This window comes from Streptomyces sp. NPDC048191, from assembly GCF_040652655.1.
Lineage (GTDB): Bacteria > Actinomycetota > Actinomycetes > Streptomycetales > Streptomycetaceae > Streptomyces.
In genome coordinates, this window is sequence record NZ_JBEZMO010000011.1 from 91,063 (window position 1) to 108,289 (window position 17,227).

General features: G+C 75.0%; 8 protein-coding genes. All 8 read left to right on the forward strand.

Translation table 11 applies throughout. The features are described 5' to 3' along the window. Positions 1-46 precede the first annotated feature (46 nt). The 8 genes from AB0D93_RS19860 to AB0D93_RS19895 all read left to right on the forward strand — a co-directional run bounded on the left by AB0D93_RS19860 (position 47) and on the right by AB0D93_RS19895 (position 17,210). Entirely contained in the window at positions 47-628 is a 582-nt protein-coding gene (locus AB0D93_RS19860; RefSeq protein ID WP_362120973.1) for a 2Fe-2S iron-sulfur cluster-binding protein, read from the forward strand. Next, on the forward strand, positions 625-1,617 hold the full coding sequence (locus AB0D93_RS19865; protein WP_362120974.1) for a xanthine dehydrogenase family protein subunit M: 993 nt from the start codon (positions 625-627) through the stop codon (positions 1,615-1,617). The genes AB0D93_RS19860 and AB0D93_RS19865 overlap by 4 nt, the downstream gene beginning before the upstream one ends. Beyond that, on the forward strand, positions 1,614-3,749 hold the full coding sequence (locus AB0D93_RS19870) for a xanthine dehydrogenase family protein molybdopterin-binding subunit (protein ID WP_362120975.1): 2,136 nt from the start codon (positions 1,614-1,616) through the stop codon (positions 3,747-3,749). Before AB0D93_RS19865 ends, AB0D93_RS19870 begins: the two co-directional genes overlap by 4 nt. Then, positions 3,742-4,878 carry an XdhC/CoxI family protein gene (locus AB0D93_RS19875; RefSeq protein WP_362120976.1) on the forward strand — a complete coding sequence of 379 codons (1,137 nt, stop codon included), beginning with the start codon at positions 3,742-3,744 and terminating at the stop codon, positions 4,876-4,878. The genes AB0D93_RS19870 and AB0D93_RS19875 overlap by 8 nt, the downstream gene beginning before the upstream one ends. A 60-nt stretch (positions 4,879-4,938) precedes the next feature. Next, positions 4,939-6,171, forward strand: a complete 1,233-nt coding sequence (locus AB0D93_RS19880) for an FAD-dependent oxidoreductase (protein ID WP_362120977.1) — start codon at positions 4,939-4,941, stop codon at positions 6,169-6,171. A gap of 80 nt (positions 6,172-6,251) precedes the next feature. Next, positions 6,252-6,437, forward strand: coding sequence for a MarR family transcriptional regulator (locus tag AB0D93_RS19885; RefSeq protein WP_362120978.1), 186 nt, complete (start codon positions 6,252-6,254; stop codon positions 6,435-6,437). 610 nt (positions 6,438-7,047) lie between these two features. Beyond that, entirely contained in the window at positions 7,048-12,456 is a 5,409-nt protein-coding gene (locus AB0D93_RS19890; protein ID WP_362120979.1) for an SDR family NAD(P)-dependent oxidoreductase, read from the forward strand. Next, positions 12,456-17,210 (forward strand): type I polyketide synthase, encoded by a 4,755-nt coding sequence (locus tag AB0D93_RS19895; RefSeq protein WP_362120980.1) that lies wholly within the window; start codon positions 12,456-12,458, stop codon positions 17,208-17,210. Before AB0D93_RS19890 ends, AB0D93_RS19895 begins: the two co-directional genes overlap by 1 nt. The last annotated feature ends 17 nt before the right edge of the window (positions 17,211-17,227 follow it).

Genomic DNA, 17,227 nt, shown 5'->3' on the forward strand with positions numbered 1-17,227 from the left:
TGCCGGATCCCTCCCGTTTGTACTGGAAATGCGAAAGAAGCAGCTCATGGCCTCATCGACGTCCAGTGTCATCACCTTGAAGATCAACGGCGAGAAGTTCACACTGCCCGTCGACCACCGCACCACCCTGCTCGACGCACTGCGCGAGCGCCTCGACCTCACCGGCACCAAGAAGGGCTGTGACCAAGGACAATGCGGAGCCTGCACCGTCCTGCTGGACGGGCGCCGGGCCGTTGCCTGTCTGCAGCTGGCGGTGGCGGCCGAGGGCCGCGAGATCACCACCATCGAAGGCGTCGCCGACGGTGAGCGGTTGCACCCCGTACAGCAGGCCTTCCTCGATCTGGACGGTTACCAGTGCGGCTACTGCACCCCGGGACAGATCTGCTCGGCGATCGGGGTGATCGCCGAACACGCGGCGGGCTGGCCGAGCGCCGCGACCGAGGACGTCCGCCCCGAAGCCGGGCCACCGGCCCTGACCGCTGAGGAGATCCGCGAGCGGATGAGCGGCAATCTGTGCCGCTGTGGCGCGTACGTCTCGATCGTGGAGGCGGTGGCCCGGGCGGCGAAGGACCACGCGGGCCAGGGGCGCACGGACGCCGTCGCGGCGGTGAAGGAGGTCCTCGCATGAGGGAGTTCGACTACCAGCGGGCCTCCGACGTCGCGGGCGCCGTCGCGTTGCTCGGCGCCGATCCGGACACGCGCTTCCTCGGCGGCGGGACCAACCTCGTCGACCTCATGAAGGCCGGTGTCGAGCGACCCGCCCGGCTCATCGACATCCGCGAACTCCCGCTCGACGGGATCGAGTCGACGCCCGAGGGCGGCCTGCGCATCGGCGCCACGGTCACCAACGGCGACCTGGCCGCCCACCCCGAGGTCCGCCGGCGCTTCCCCGCGCTGGCGCAGGCCGTGCTGGCAGGGGCGTCCGGTCAGCTGCGCAACATGGCCACGGTCGGCGGGAACCTGCTGCAGCGCACCCGCTGCGGCTACTTCACCGACGTCACCCAGCCCTGCAACAAGCGTGTGCCCGGCAGCGGTTGTCCCGCTCTGGAGGGTGAGCACCACAACCACGCCGTCCTGGGCGCGTCCGGCCACTGCGTGGCCGTACACCCCTCGGACATGGCCGTGGCCCTGGCCGCCTTCGACGGCGTCGTCCACTTCGAAACGGCGGACGGGCCGGGGGAGCTGGCCCTCGCCGACTTCTACCTGCCCGTCGGTGACACCCCGCACCTCGAGACCGCCCTGCCGCCGGGAGCGCTGATCACCGGCGTCACCCTGCCGCCCGCCCCGGTGGCCGCAGTCTCCCGCTACCGAAAGGTGCGCGAGCGCGCCTCGTACGCCTTCGCCATCGGCTCCCTCGCCGCCGCGCTCGACGTCCGTGACGGTGTCGTCCGGGACGCGCGCCTGGCATTCGGCGCCGTCGCCTCGCGCCCGTGGCGGGCCGTTGCGGCCGAACGGGTCCTGATCGGCGCGCCCGCCGTCGCCGAGACCTACGCCGCCGCGGCGGACGCCGAGCTGGCGGCGGCGCGGCCGCTGCCGCACAACGGCTACAAGGTGGAGCTGATGCGCAACCTCGTGGTGGCCGTCCTGTCCGAACTCGCCGAGGAGGCCGCACGATGACCACCCTCACCACCGGAACGTCCGTACAGGCGCGCTCCGTCGGCACGGCCCACACCCGCATCGAGGGGCGGGACAAGGTCACCGGAGCGGCCCGCTACGCCGGCGAGGTGCCCTTCGCCGACCTCGCGTACGGCTGGCTGGTGCTGTCCACGGTCGCCCGCGGCCGTATCCGCGCCGTGGACACCGACGCCGTCCTCGCCATGCCGGGCGTCCTCGCCGTCCTGGACCACCGCAACGCGCCACGCGTCGACACCGAGTACACCGGCATGCTGGGCAAGCCGGACCCGACCTGTGCCGTCTTCCAGCACGACCGGGTGCCGCACCTGGGCTGGCCGGTGGCGCTGGTCGTGGCCGAGACCTCCGAGCAGGCCAGGGAGGCCGCCGAGGCGTTGGTGGTGCACTACGAACAGGAGCCCCACGCCATCGAGTTGACCGCCGGGCACCCGGACGCCCACCCGGTGGACGGCCATATGCCGGCGGTGACGGAGAAGGGCGACCTCGACGCCGAACTGGCCGCCGCGGCCGTCGTCCTGGACGCCGAGTACAGCACTCCCGAAGAACATCACAACCCCATGGAGCCCCATGCGGCGACCGCCCGCTGGGACGACGGCCGGCTGGAGGTGATCGACTCCAACCAGGGTGCCACCTGGGTCGTCTCCGAACTCGCGAACCTCTTCTCGCTCGACCCGGGCTCGGTGCGCGTACGCTCCGAACACGTCGGCGGCGGCTTCGGCAGCAAGGGCGTCCGCGCCCACCAGGTGGCCGCCGTGATGGCCGCGACCGTCCTGCAGCGGCCGGTGCGGGTCGTCCTGACCCGACGTCAGATGTTCTCCCTGGCCGGTCATCGCAGCCCCACCGCGCAGCGCGTCAGGCTCGGCGCCGACGCCGACGGACGCCTGCGCGCCCTGGAACACAGCTCGGTGAGCCGCACCTCCACCGTGCACGAGTTCGTCGAGCCGAGCGCCGGGGTGGCCCGGGTGATGTACGACGCCGTCGCCCACCACACGGCCAACCGTGTCGTACGGCTCGACGTGCCGACCCCGACGTTCATGCGTGCCCCCGGCGAGGCGCCGGGTTCGTTCGCGCTGGAGGCGGCGCTCGACGAACTCGCCGAGCGGTGCGGGATCGACCCGATCGAGCTGCGCCTGCGCAACGAACCCGACGCGGGGCCGGTGTCCGGCCTGCCGTTCGCCGGCCGCAATCTGGCCGCCTGCTTCCGGGAGGGCGCCCGCAGGTTCGGCTGGGCGGACCGGGACCCGCGCCCCGGGCTGCGCCGGGACGGCCGCTGGCTGCTCGGTACCGGTACGGCGGCGGCCTCCTTCCCGGCGGGCGCCGCCCCCTCGACCGCGTCCGCGACCGCGCACCCGGACGGCACCTTCACCGTCAGGATCTCCGCGGCCGACATCGGCACCGGGGCCCGTACCGCGCTCACCCTGGTCGCGGCGGACGCGCTCCAGGTGTCCCCGGAGCGGGTCCGGGTGCGCATCGGCGACAGCGACTTCGGGCCGGCGATGATCGCGGGTGGTTCCATGGGCACCCGCTCCTGGGCCTGGGCCGTCGGGGCCGCGGCCGGCGAACTGCGCGAGAGGCTGGCTCTCGGAGCCGACATTCCTCCGGAGGGCGTCACGGTACGGTCCGACACCACGGCCGCCATCGGTGCCCTCGCCGCCGCCGAACGGCACTCCTTCGGGGCGCAGTTCGCCGAGGTCGCCGTGGACGTCACCACCGGCGAGGTGCGCGTGCGGCGCATGCTCGGCGTCTTCGCGGCCGGCCGGATCGTCAACCCGCTCACCGCGCGCAACCAGTTGCTGGGCGGCATGATCTGGGGCATCTCCATGGCCCTGCACGAGGAAGCGGTGCGCGACCGGGCCTCGGGCGGCAACGTCGGCGCCGATCTCGCGGGCTACCACGTGGCGACGCACGCCGACGTGCCCCGGATCGAGGCCGACTGGGTGGACGACGCCGACCCCGACGACCCGGTCGGCATCAAGGGCATCGGCGAGGTCGGCATCGTGGGTGCCGCGGCCGCCATCGCCAACGCGGTCTGGCACGCGACCGGCGTACGCCATCGCAGCCTGCCCATCAGGCCGGACCGCGTCCTGTCGGCAGCCGCGGGGGCGCCGGATGCTTGACCTGGCCCAGGAGCTGGCCGACTGGATCGAGGAGGGCCGGGAGTTCGCCGTCGCGACCGTGGTGGCGGTCGGCGGCAGCGCACCACGCGGTCCCGGTGCCGCCCTCGCCGTCGACGGTGCGGGCGCCGTCATCGGCTCGGTCTCCGGCGGATGCGTGGAGGGCGCGGTCTACGACCTGTGCCGCGAGGCGCTGCGGACCGGGGAGAGCGTGCTGGAACGGTTCGGCTACAGCGACGAGGACGCCTTCGCCGTGGGGCTGACCTGCGGCGGGACGATCGACGTCCTGATCGTGCCGGTGACCGGACCGGCTCGTCCGGTCCTGGCGGCGGCTGTGACGGCCGCCGCCGGGAGCGAACCGGCGGCCCTCGCCCGGGTCGCCCGCGGCCCGGCCGAACTCCTCGGACGCGCCCTGCTGGTCCGGTCCGACGGCACGCACGAGGGCGGCCTCGGCGGACACCCGGACCTGGACCGGACGGCGGGGACCGAGGCCCGGGCCCTCCTGGAGGCGGGCCGCACCGGCACGGTGGAGCTCTCGGCGGACGGCTCGCACTGCCCCGGCGGTCTGACCCTGCTGGTCGAGTCGAACGTGCCGCCGCCCCGCCTGATCATCTTCGGCGCCGTCGACTTCGCGGCGGCGCTGGCGCGGGCGGGCAGGTTTCTCGGGTACCACGTGACCGTCTGCGACGCCCGTCCCGTCTTCGCGACACCGGCCCGCTTCCCCGACGCCGACGAGGTCGTCGTCGACTGGCCGCACCGCTATCTGCGGCGCACCGGAACCGACGCCCGCACGGTCCTGTGCGTGCTGACCCACGACGCGAAGTTCGACGTACCCCTGCTGAAGGCGGCCCTGGGCATGCCGGCGGCCTACATCGGTGCCATGGGTTCCCGCCGCACCCACGCCGACCGCGAACGGCGGCTGCGCTCGGAAGGCGTGAGCGAGCGCGAGCTGGCCCGGCTGCGGTCCCCCATCGGCCTCGATCTGGGGGCCCGGACGCCGGAGGAGACCGCCCTGTCGATCGTGGCGGAGATCGTCGCCGCCAGGCGGGGAGGCACGGGCATTCCGCTGACCGGGGCGCGGACACCGATCCACCACGACGGCGCGGAACCCGGGAGGACGGCGGTCGCCTGAAGGAGTAGGGTATTCATCGACCGATGAATTACTGCTCTCTTCGCGAAGGGCAGGTCTGTCATGGAACGGACCACCTGCTGTGTGGTGGGAGGCGGCCCCGCCGGGATGGTGCTCGCGCTGCTGCTGGCGCGGGCCGGTGTCGAGGTGACGGTGCTGGAGAAGCACGGCGACTTCCTGCGCGACTTCCGCGGGGACACCGTCCACCCCTCCACCCTGGCGCTGCTGGACGAGCTCGGTCTGGGCGAGCGTTTCGCCCGGCTGCCGCAGCGCCGGGTGCGCACCGTCCAGCTGCCGGTCGGCGCCGGCCGCTCGAACGTCACGGTCGGGGACCTCTCGGTGCTGCCCGGCCCCTACAACTACATCGCGATGGTGCCCCAGTGGGACCTGCTGGACCTGCTCGCGGACGAGGCCCGGCGTGAGCCGTCCTTCCACTTGCGGATGAACACGGAAGCGGTCGGCTTCCTGACCGAGTCCGGGCGCGTGAGCGGAGTGCGCTACCGAACCTCCGAGGGCCGTACCGGAGAGTTGCGCGCCGCCCTCACGGTCGCCTGCGACGGGCGGGGATCACTGGCCCGCACGAGGCCGGAGCTCGGCCTGCGCCGCTTCGGCTGCCCGATGGACGCCTGGTGGTTCCGCGTGCCGCGACAGGAGGACGACCCGCGCGGACTCGTCGGCGGCGTCGGCGACCGCTTCCTGACCGCGATGATCGACCGCGGCGACTACTGGCAGTGCACCGCGCTCATCCCCAAGGGCACCGACGCCGAGCGCCGCGCCGCCGGACTGGACCGGTTCCTGGCGCAGTTCACGGCGGCCGCCCCCTGGCTCGCCGACCGCGCGTACGCGGTGCGCTCGTGGGGCGAGGTCAAGCTCCTCGACGTACGCCTGGACCGGCTGCGCCGCTGGCACCGGCCGGGCCTGCTGTGCATCGGCGACGCCGCGCACGCGATGTCCCCGGTGTTCGGCATCGGCATCAACCTCGCGGTACAGGACGCCGTGGCCGCCGCCCGCCATCTCGCGGGTCCGCTGCGCCGCGGGACCGTGCGCCGGCGCGACCTGCGCGCGGTGCAGCGCCGCCGCCGTCCCACCACGGTCGTCACGCAGACCCTCCAGCGGGCGGCCCACGCCCGCTTCATCGCTCCGGTCCTGCGGGGCCGGCCACCCCTCGGGAGCGCGAAGAGGGCTCAGCGCGCGGCGCACCTGCTCGCCGAGTCCAGGTGGGTCCGCCGGGTCCCCGCGTACTTCGTCGCCTACGGGGCTCTTCGCGAACGGCCACCCGCCGCGGCCGTCCGGTAGCCGCCACGGCGCACCGCCGGTTCGAGGCCGAGCCCGCCCGGTACGACGTCACCGTCTCCCCATGGGGTGTGCGGGCCGGCGTGTTCCCCAGCCACGACAGCACCGAGGCCGTGGCCGCGCGCATGGCCACCGCTTCCGGAGCCCTCTCACGCCTGGCCGACCGCCTCGCGGCCAGGGGCCTCGTCCGCCGCGAGGCCGATCCCGACGCGCGGCGGACGGCTCGTCCTGACTGGCAGGGGCAGGTCCTCGTCCCCGTACTGTCGTAACCGGCGAACCGGTCACCTACCTGCCGCACACGATCCTCAGCACCTCCTCCGCCCCGCTCGTCCGACGCCACCAGGGGGCAGGACTCTTCGCCTCCGTCTCCCTGGTCGCCGCGGCCGGTCCGGCCGCTGAACGTCTCGCGCGCGGCCGGTGGTTGGTACTGGTCAGGCGCGTGGCCGCGTTCACCGCGTGGTGATCCCGACCGCGGGCAGGCCGGCGGCAAGACGGGGGCCATGGGGCGGATGTCCGCGCGCAGCCGGCCCGACCCGCAGCGGTGATCCGCATCGTGCGCCGGCGGTCCTGGGGCCGCGCGCCGCACTCGGCGACGCCGCCCGGCGAAGCGCGGCCGGTCGGTCGGAAAGCAGGTCTCGCCTCCGGACGTCGGCGAAGCGGCCCGCGGCTGCTGATCACCGCGCATGCCGTGAGCGGTCAGCGGCCCTGCGCCGAGACACCCCCTTACCCACCGCCGGGGGCCCTGGGGGCTGTAGGGGTGTCCCGCGTCATCGCCGCCTGCCTAGCCTCCGACAGCGGAGGGGAAGCGGACCGGACACCGTCCGGAGGCTGTCCGCACGACCGAGGCCCTCACTTCGATCTCGATCGGATGGCGCGCTGGTGAACAACGAAGAGCAACTGCTCGACTATCTCAGGCGGACGACCGCGGACCTGCGGGAGGCGCGGCGACGGCTGCGTGAGAACGAGCAACGCGCACACGGCCCGGTCGCCGTCGTCGGCATCGGCTGCCGCTACCCGGGCGGCGTCACCACTCCCGAGGAGCTGTGGGGCCTGGTCGCGTCGGGGACCGACGCGGTGTCGGACTTTCCGGCCGACCGCGGCTGGGACGTGGACGCGCTGTACGACCCCGATCCGGACGCCACCGGCAGGACGTACGCCCGCACCGGCGGATTCCTGCACGACGCCGCCGACTTCGACCACGACTTCTTCGGCATCAGCCCCCGCGAGGCCCTCGCCATGGACCCGCAGCAGCGGCTGCTGCTGGAGACCTCTCACGAGGCCTTCGAACGGGCCGGCATCGTCCCGGCCTCCCTGCGCGGCAGCCGCACCGGTGTGTTCGCCGGTGTGATGTACAACGACTACGCCACCCGCCTCACCTCCGTCCCCGAGGATCTGGACGGCTACCTCGCCAACGGAAGCGCCGCCAGCATCGCCTCCGGACGCGTCGCCTACACCTTCGGCCTCGAGGGCCCGGTGGTCACCGTCGACACCGCCTGCTCCTCCTCCCTGGTCGCCCTGCACTGGGCGGTGCGGGCGCTGCAGTCGGGCGAGTGCTCGCTCGCCCTGGCCGGCGGCGTCACCGTGATGTCCACGCCGGAGACGTTCATCGACTTCAGCCGGCAACGCGGACTCGCCCCGGACGGCCGCTGCAAGGCGTTCGCCGCCGCGGCGGACGGCACCGGCTGGGGTGAGGGCGCCGGCATGCTGCTGCTGGAGCGGCTCGCCGACGCCCAGCGCCACGGCCACCCGGTACTCGCCGTCATCCGGGGCAGCGCGGTCAACTCCGACGGCGCCAGCAGCCGGCTGACCGCACCCAACGGCCCCTCCCAGCAGCGGGTCATCCGCCAGGCGCTGGCCGGCGCCGGGCTCACCGCCGCCGACGTCGACGTGGTGGAGGCACACGGCACCGGCACCTCCCTCGGCGACCCCATCGAAGCCCAGGCGCTGCTCGCGACGTACGGCAAGGAACACCCCGCCGAGCGGCCGCTGTTGCTGGGCTCGGTCAAGTCCAACCTCGGACACACCCAGGCCGCCGCGGGCGTCGCCGGGGTCATCAAGATGGTGCTGGCCATGCGGCACGGTGAGGTTCCGCCGACGCTCCACGTCGATGCCCCCACCGACCAGGTGGACTGGAGCGCGGGCGCCGTCGAACTGGCCCTGGAGCGGCGCCCGTGGCCCGACACCGGACGGCCCCGCCGCGCCGCCGTCTCCTCCTTCGGCATCAGCGGCACCAACGCGCACGTCGTCCTGGAACAGGCGCCCGCCCGGGAGGCGGACGACGCGCCCGCAGGAGAGGGCGGTTGCCTCCCCTGGATCGTGACCGGGCGCACGCGTCAGGCCCTGGCCGCGCAGATCTCGCGCCTGCGCGACCACCTCGACGCGCACCCCGGCACGCGGCCCGCCGACCTCGGTCTGTCGCTGGCCACCACCCGCGCCCGCTTCGAACACCGCGCCGTCGCGGTCGGCCGGGACACCGGCGAGCTGCTCGCCCGGCTCGCCACCGCGACCCCGCTCACCCCGGCCCGCGGCAGGACCGCCTTCCTGTTCACCGGTCAGGGAGCGCAGCGGCTCGGCATGGGCCGGGACCTGCACCGGGCTTTCCCGGCGTACGCCGCGGCCTTCGACGCGGTGTGCGCACTCGCCGACCGGGACCTGGAACGGCCCCTCGCCGACGTCATCGACACGGACGCCGACCTGCTCACCCGTACCGACTACGCGCAGATCGCCATCTTCGCGACCGAAGTGGCGCTGTACCGGCTGCTGGAGTCCTGGGGCGTGACCCCCGACCACCTGGCCGGGCACTCCGTCGGTGAACTGGCCGCCGCCCATGTCGCCGGCGTCCTCTCCCTGCCGGACGCCGTCCACCTCGTGCTCGCCCGCGGTCGCCTGATGGCGGCCCTGCCGGCCGGCGGCGCCATGGCCGCACTGCGCGCCACCGAGGACGACGTCATCCCCCACCTGAACGACCGGGTGGGCCTCGCCGCCGTCAACGGTCCCCGCTCCGTGGTCGTTTCGGGCGACGAGGACGCCGTGGACGCGCTCGCCGCCCGCTTCGACAAGAGCAAGCGGCTGACGGTCTCGCACGCCTTCCACTCGCCGCTGATGGAGCCCATGCTGGCCGACTTCGCCGAGGCCGCCGCGCAGTGCACCTTCCACGAGCCGCGCATCCCGATCGTCTCCACGCTCACCGGCGCCCTCGCCGGCCCCGGCCAGATGACCAGCCCCGGCTACTGGGTGGACCACGTCCGCCGGCCCGTCCGCTTCGCCCCCGCCCTGGCCGCTCTGCACGAGCTGGGCGTCCGGGTGTTCCTCGAAGTCGGCCCGGACGCCGCCCTCACCGCCCTCGCCGTGGACTGCGTGCCCGAGGACAGCGTGACCGTCGCCGGGCTGCGCCGCGACGGTGACGAGGAGCGGGACCTGGTCACGGCCGTGGCCCGGCTGGACGCGGCCGGCACCGGCGTGGACTGGACGGCGTTCTTCGCCCCGCACGCCGCCCGCCACACCAGCCTGCCCACCTACGCCTTCCAGCGGGAACGGCACTGGCTGGAGGCCGGCGCCGGGGGCAGCGGCGACGCCGGCGGTCTCGGGCAGAGCGCCACCGGCCATCCGCTGCTGGCCGCCGCGACCGACCTGCCCGGCACCGGGGGAGCGGTCCTCACCGGCCGGATCTCCCTCGCCTCCCACCCGTGGCTCGCCGACCACGCCGTACACGGCACCGTGCTGCTGCCCGGCACCGCCTTCGTCGAGATGGCCCTGCAGGCCGCCGAGCGCACCGGCTGCGACACCGTCGACGAACTCACCCTGCACACCCCGCTGATCCTGCCCGAGCAGGGCGCAGTGGCCGTACAGGTCGCCGTCGGCGCCGAGCGGGACGGGCGGCGCGAACTGACCGTCTGGTCCCGGCGCGCCGACAGTCCCGACGCCCCGTGGGCGCGCAACGCCGCCGGCACCCTCACCTGCGCACCCGCCGGGGAAGCGGTCCCGGCGACCCCGACGGCCTGGCCGCCCGCGGACGCCGAACCCGTCGACCTGGACGGCCTGTACCCCGGCCTGGCAGCCACCGGCTACGGCTACGGCGAGGTCTTCCAGGGGCTGCGCGCCATGTGGCGGCGCGGCGACGAGCTGTTCGCCGAGGCGGCGCTGCCCGAGCGCGCCCGCGCCACCGCCGCCCCGTTCGGCGTGCACCCCGCTCTCCTGGACGCCGTCCTGCACGTCAACCTGCTCGACCTCCCCGGCGGACAGGCCGTGCTGCCGTTCGCCTGGGGCGGCGTCACCCTGCACCGCGCCGGCACCGGCACCCTGCGCCTGCACCTGACCCCGGCGGGCCCCGACGCCGTCTCCCTCGCCCTCTCCGACGCCGCCGGCGTGCCGGTGGCGACCGTGCGCAGCCTCGTGGCCCGCCCCGTCTCCGCCGAACAGCTCGCCGGGGACGGCGAGGACCCGCTGTTCCGGGTCGATCTGGTCCCGGCGCCCGGCCCGGGGGCCGTGGACATGCCCGCACTCGCCGTGTGCGGCCACGACACCGGCCTCGACGCGCCCCACCACCGCGACCCGGCCGGCCTCCTGGCCGCCGGTGCGGTGCCCGGCCTGGTCGTCCTGGCCCCACCACACGCCCCCGATGCCCCCGAGGACCTGCCCGCCCTGGTACGGGACCAGGTGAACGCCCTCCTGGACACCCTGCGTGCCTGGCTGAACGACGAGCGCTGCGCCGGCCGGCGGCTCGCCGTCCTCCTGCGCACCGGCGACCTCACCCACGCCGCCCTGTACGGGCTCGTGCGCGCCGCCCAGGCCGAGAACCCCGGCCGGTTCCTGCTCGTCGACAGCGACGGCAGCGCCGCCCCGGGGCCCGCCCTCGCCACGGCCCTCGCCTCCGACGAGCCGGAGGTCGCGGTGCGGGACGGCGAGGTACGGGTGCCGCGGCTGGCCCGGGCCAAGCCCGGTGGCCCGCTCGCCTGGGACCCGGACGGCACCGTCCTGATCACCGGCGGCACCGGAGGCCTCGGCGCCCTGATCGCCCGTCACCTGGTGACCGAGCACGGGGTACGGCGCCTGCTGCTCGCCGGGCGGCGCGGCGCGGACGCCCCCGGAGCCACCGAACTGCGCGCCGAACTGGCCGGGTTGGGGGCCGAGGTGACGCTGGCCCGCTGTGACGCCGCCGACCGGGCGGCGCTGGCCGCGCTGCTCGACGAGCACGAGGACGAGCACGGTCACGGGGTGCGGGCCGTGGTGCACGCCGCCGGCGTCGTCGACAACGGACTGCTGGCCACCCTCGGCCCGGACAAGGTCGACCGCGTGCTGCGGCCCAAGGCGGACGCCGCCTGGAACCTCCACGAACTGACCCGCGACAAGGACCTGACGGCCTTCGTCCTGCTGTCCTCCACCGCCGGTCTGCTGGTCGGCGGCGGGCAGGCCAACTACGCCGCCGCCAACACCTTCCTCGACGGTCTCGCCGCCCACCGCCGCGCGCTCGGTCTGCCCGCCGTCTCCCTCGCCTACGGCCTGTGGTCCGGCTCCGCGGGCATGAGCGCCGGCATCGACGCCGCCGACCTGGAGCGGCTGCGCCGGCTCGGCCTGCCGCCGCTGACCCCCGTACAGGGACTGCGCACCTTCGACGCCGGACTCGTTGCCGAGGACGCCGTCGTGGTGCCCGTACGCCTGGACGCCGCGGCGGTGCGCACCCGGCCCGACGGCGTGCCCGCGCTGCTGCGCGGCCTGGTGCGGCCCGCCCGGCGGCGTGGTCCCGAGCCCACCGCGGGCGCGTCGGCCGGCTCCTGGCGCGACCGGCTCGCGCCGCTGGCCGACTCCGAACGCGACCGCACCCTGCTGGAGTTGGTGCGCACCCATGTCGCCGGCGTGCTCGGGCACCCCTCGCCCGCGTCGGTCGACCCGGGGCGCGCCTTCCAGGAGATGGGCTTCGACTCGCTCGCCGCCGTCGAACTGCGCAACCTCCTCGCGGGTGCCACCGGACTGACCCTGCCCGCGACGCTCGTCTTCGACGAGCCCACACCCCTCGCCCTCGCCGTCCACCTCAAGAGCGCACTCGTCCCCGGCCCGGCCGACCTCACCCGGTCCGCGCTGGCCGGGCTGGACCGCCTCGAAGCCGCCCTGCACGACCTGCCCGACCAGGACGGCAGCCACGCCCGCGTCACCGCGCGCCTCGAAGCGCTGCTGCGCAGCTGGCAGGACACCCACGCACGTCGCACAGCGCCCGAGGCGCCCGCGGACGTCCGGGAAGCCAGCGACGAAGAACTCTTCGCCAGGATCGACAACGAACTGGGAGCCCAGTGATGGAAGACTCGGCCACGGCCGGCAAGCTCCGCGACTACCTCAAGCGGGCCACGACCGAGCTGGAGCGCAGCCGCCGCCGCGTACGGGAGCTGGAGGAGCAGCACCGCGAGCCCGTCGCCATCATCGGCATGGGCTGCCGCTACCCCGGCGGCGTGCGCACCCCCGAGGACCTGTGGCGCATCGTCGACGAGGGCGTCGACGTCGTCACCGAGTTCCCCACCGACCGCGGCTGGGACGTCGAGGCGATCTACGACGCCGAGCCCGGCGTCCCCGGCAAGTCCTACGTCCGCCACGGCGGCTTCCTGCACGACGCCGCCGAGTGCGACCCCGCGTTCTTCGGCATCAGCCCCAAGGACGCACCCGGCACCGACCCCCAGCAGCGACTGCTGCTGGAGGTCACCTGGGAGGCCTTCGAACGCGCCGGCATCGACCCCACCACCGTCAAGGGCTCCCAGACCGGCGTCTTCGTCGGCCTGATGCACCACGACTACACCGGCGGCACCATCTCCGGCAGCATCGTCTCCGGCCGCATCGCCTACACCCTGGGCCTGGAGGGCCCCGCGGTCACCATGGACACCGCCTGCTCGTCCTCCCTGGTGGCGCTGCACTCGGCGATCCAGTCGCTGCGCAAGGGGGAGTGCTCCCTCGCGCTCGCGGGCGGCGCCGCCGTCATGGCCAGCCCCGAGATGTTCATCGAGTTCAGCGAACGCCGCGCGCTGTCCCCCGACGGCCGCTGCCACTCCTTCTCCGACGACGCCGCGGGCGCCGCCTGGGCCGAGGGCGCGGGCATGCTGCTCGTGGAGCGGCTGTCCGACGCCCTGCGCAACGGCCACGAGGTGCTCGCCGTCGTCCGTGGCAGCGCCGTCAACCAGGACGGCGCCTCCAACGGCCTGACCGCGCCCAGTGGACCGGCCCAGATCCGCGTCATCCAGCAGGCCCTCGCCGACGCGCAGCTCGCCCCGCACCACATCGACGCGGTCGAGGCGCATGGCACCGGCACCACCCTCGGCGACCCCATCGAGGCCCAGGCCGTCATCGCCGCCTACGGACAGGACCGGCCCGAGAACCAGCCGGTGTGGCTCGGCTCCATCAAGTCCAACATGGGCCACCCGCAGGCCGCCGCCGGCGTCGGCGCCGTCATCAAGATGGTCATGGCGATGCGCCACGGCACCTTGCCCCGCACCCTGCACGCCGAGAAGCCGTCCACCGCCGTCGACTGGAGCGCGGGCGACGTCCGCCTGCTCACCGAGCCGCGTCCCTGGGACACCCCCGACGGCCGTCCCCGGCGGGCCGGCGTGTCCTCCTTCGGCATCTCCGGCACCAACGCGCACACCATCCTGGAGCAGGCGCCGCCCGTCGAGGCCGAACAGCCCGCCCCGCAGCGCGCCGAGCTGCCGGTCATCCCGTGGGTGCTCTCCGGCAAGGGCTCCGACGCCGTCCGGCGGCAGGCGGAACGGCTCCTCGCGGCCGCCGGCGACCTCGACCCGTACGACGTCGGTCACTCGCTGGCCACCACGCGCGCGCTCTTCCCGCACCGGGCCGCCGTCACCGGCCGCGACCGGGAGGAGCTGCTGGCCGGCCTGCGGGCCGTCGCCGACGGCAGCCGGGCAGCCGTGGCGGCGCCGGAGCCCGGCAGGCTCGGCGTGCTGTTCTCCGGCCAGGGCTCCCAGCGGCCCGGCATGGGCCGTACCCTGCACGCCGCGTTCCCGGTGTTCGCCGCCGCCTTCGACGAGATCTGCGCCGCCTTCGACGCCCATGTGGAACGGCCGCTGTGCGAGGTGATGTTCGAGGAGGCCGCCGACCCCGCCGCCTCGCCGCTGCACCAGACCGTGTACGCGCAGGCGGCCCTGTTCACCTTCGAAACCGCCCTGTACCGGCTGCTGGAGCACTGGGGCATCCGCCCGGACCTGCTCGCCGGGCACTCCATCGGCGAGGTCGTCGCCGCGCACGTCGCCGGCGTCCTGGAGCTGAAGGACGCGGTCGCCCTCGTCGCCGCCCGAGGCCGGCTCATGCAGGAACTGCCCGCGGGCGGCGCCATGGTGTCCCTGCTGGCCTCCGAGGCCGAGGTGGCGCCGCTGCTCACCGACGGCGTCGACATCGCGGCCGTCAACGGCCCCCGCTCCGTGGTCGTTTCGGGCGACGAGGAGGCCGTACTCGCCGTCGCAGCGAAGGTGGAGAAGACCACCCGGCTGACGGTCTCGCACGCCTTCCACTCCCGCCGCATGGACCCCATGCTCGAGGCGTTCCGCGAGGTGCTGGCCGGCCTCACTTTCCACGAGCCCGCCCTGCCGGTCGTCTCCAACGTCACCGGGCGCATGGCCGACGAGCTCACCTCGCCCGAGTACTGGGTGCGGCACGTCCGCGAGGCCGTCCGCTTCCACGACGGGGTCACCACCCTGGCCGCCGAGGGCGCCACCCGCTTCCTCGAGGTCGGGCCCGACTCGGTGCTCACCAACATGGCCCAGGACGTGGTGCCCGACGTCATCGGCACCCAGCGCCGCGACCGGGACGAGGACGCCGCCCTCGTGGAGGCGATCTGCCGGCTGCACCTGACCGGCACCGGACCCGACTGGACGGTCGTGTTCGCCGGAGGCCGCAAGGTCGGCCTGCCCACCTACCCGTTCCGGCGCGACCGGCACTGGGAGGACGCCCCCATCCTGCAGGCCGAGCGCTCCGCTGCCGCCCGCGCGGGCGGCGACCCGAACGACCCGTTCTGGGAACTGGTGCGGGACCAGGACGTGACCGCCGTCGCCGCCACCCTCGGCGTCACCGACGAGACGTCCGTCGCCGCCGTCGTACCGGCCCTCGCCGCCTGGCACGAACAGCGGCAGGCCAACGCGACCGCCGACGGCTGGCGTTACCGCGTCGCCTGGGAGCCGCTGGCCCCCGCCGCCACCCCCGCGCTCGGCGGCCACTGGCTGGCCGTCGTCCCCGCCGCCGACGACCCCTGGACGACCGCCGTCCTGACCGGGCTCACGGACCGGGGCCTGCGCGTCGACACCCTCACGGCACCGGCATCGGCCCGTCGTTCCGAGCTCGCCGGGCTGCTCGCCGGCCGGGGTGACGCCGACGGCGTGCTGTCCCTCCTGGCGCCCGTCACCGAACCGGCCGCGACCGCGGCTCTCGTGCAGGCCCTCGGGGACGCCGGGATCACCGCCCCGCTGTGGTGCGTCACCCGCGACGCCGTCGCCCACGGGACGGCCGCCGAGGTCACCGGCTTCGCACAGGCCCAGGTGTGGGGCCTCGGCCGGGTCGCCGCCCTGGAGCACCCCGACCGGTGGGGCGGACTCGTCGACCTGCCCGCCGAGATCGGTCCGCAGACCGTCGCCCGGCTGGCCGCGCTGCTCGGCGACGCCGGGGGCGAGGACCAGGTCGTCGTCCGCGAGTCCGGCGCCTACGGCCGGCGGCTGGAGCACGCCCCGGCCCGTGCCGGCGCCCCCTGGAAGCCCTCCGGCACGGTCCTGGTCACCGGGGCCACCGGCGCGGTCGGTACGGCCCTCGCCCGTCGGCTCGCCGCCGGGGGCGCCGGACATCTGCTGCTGACCTCCCGCCGCGGCGCGGACGCGCCCGGTGCCGCCGAGCTCGTCCGCGAACTCACCGAGGCCGGTACCGAGGTGACCCTCGCCGCCTGCGACGTCACCGACCGCGAGGCACTGGCCGCGCTGCTGGACTCCGTACCGCGGGAACACCCCCTCACCGCCGTGATGCACCTGGCCGGCGTCCTCGACGACGGCGTCCTGGACGCCCTCACCCCCGAACGCTTCGCCGGTGTCCTCGCCGCGAAGGCCGACGCCGCCCGCCACCTGCACGAACTGACCGCCGACCGGGACCTGTCGGCGTTCGTGCTGTTCTCCTCCCTGACCGCCACCGTCGGCGGCGCCGGACAGGCCAACTACGCCGCGGCCAACGCCTACCTGGACGCCCTCGCCGAGCACCGGCGCGCCGCCGGACTGCCCGCCACCTCGGTGGCCTGGGGACCGTGGGGCGGCGACGGGATGGCCGCCCACGGCACCGTCCGCTCGGCCGCCCGGGCGATGGGCATGTCCCCCCTCGACCCCGAGCGCGCCCTCACCGCGCTCGGCCGTGCCCTGGACGGCGGCGACACGACCGTCACCGTCGCCGACGTCGACTGGTCCGTGTTCGCGCCCGCGTTCACCGCCAGCCGGCCCAGCGCCCTGCTGTCCGCGCTGCCCGAGGTGCGGCGCGGCACGGGCGGGGGCGCCCAGGCGGGCGTGGCCGACGGCTTCGCCGAGAAGCTCGCCGGCCTCACCGGCGGCGAACGCGAGCGCGCCCTGCAGGAGTTGGTGTGCGGACAGGCCGCCGCGGTCCTCGGCCACGGCAGCGCGGACGCGGTCGAGCCGACCGCCGCCTTCCGCGACCTCGGCTTCGACTCGCTCACCTCCGTCGACCTGCGCAACCGGATCAGCGGCGCCGCCGGGGTGCCGCTGCCGGCCACGCTCGTCTTCGACTACGCCACCCCCGCCGCCCTCGCCAAGTACCTGGGCACCGAACTCGCGGGCGCCGACACCTCGGTGGACTCGGTCGTCGCCGAACTCGACCGGGTCGTCGCCCGCCTCGGTGACCTCACCGCCGAGGACATCGAGCAGGGCCGGATCACCACCCGCCTGCAGGCCCTGCTCGGCGACCTGAACAAGACCCTCGGCCAGGACGCCGCCGCTGTCGCCGGACGGCTGGAGGACGCCTCCGCCGACGACGTCTTCGCCTTCATCGACAACGAACTCGGCTCGGCGTGAGGCCGCCCTCCCACGGC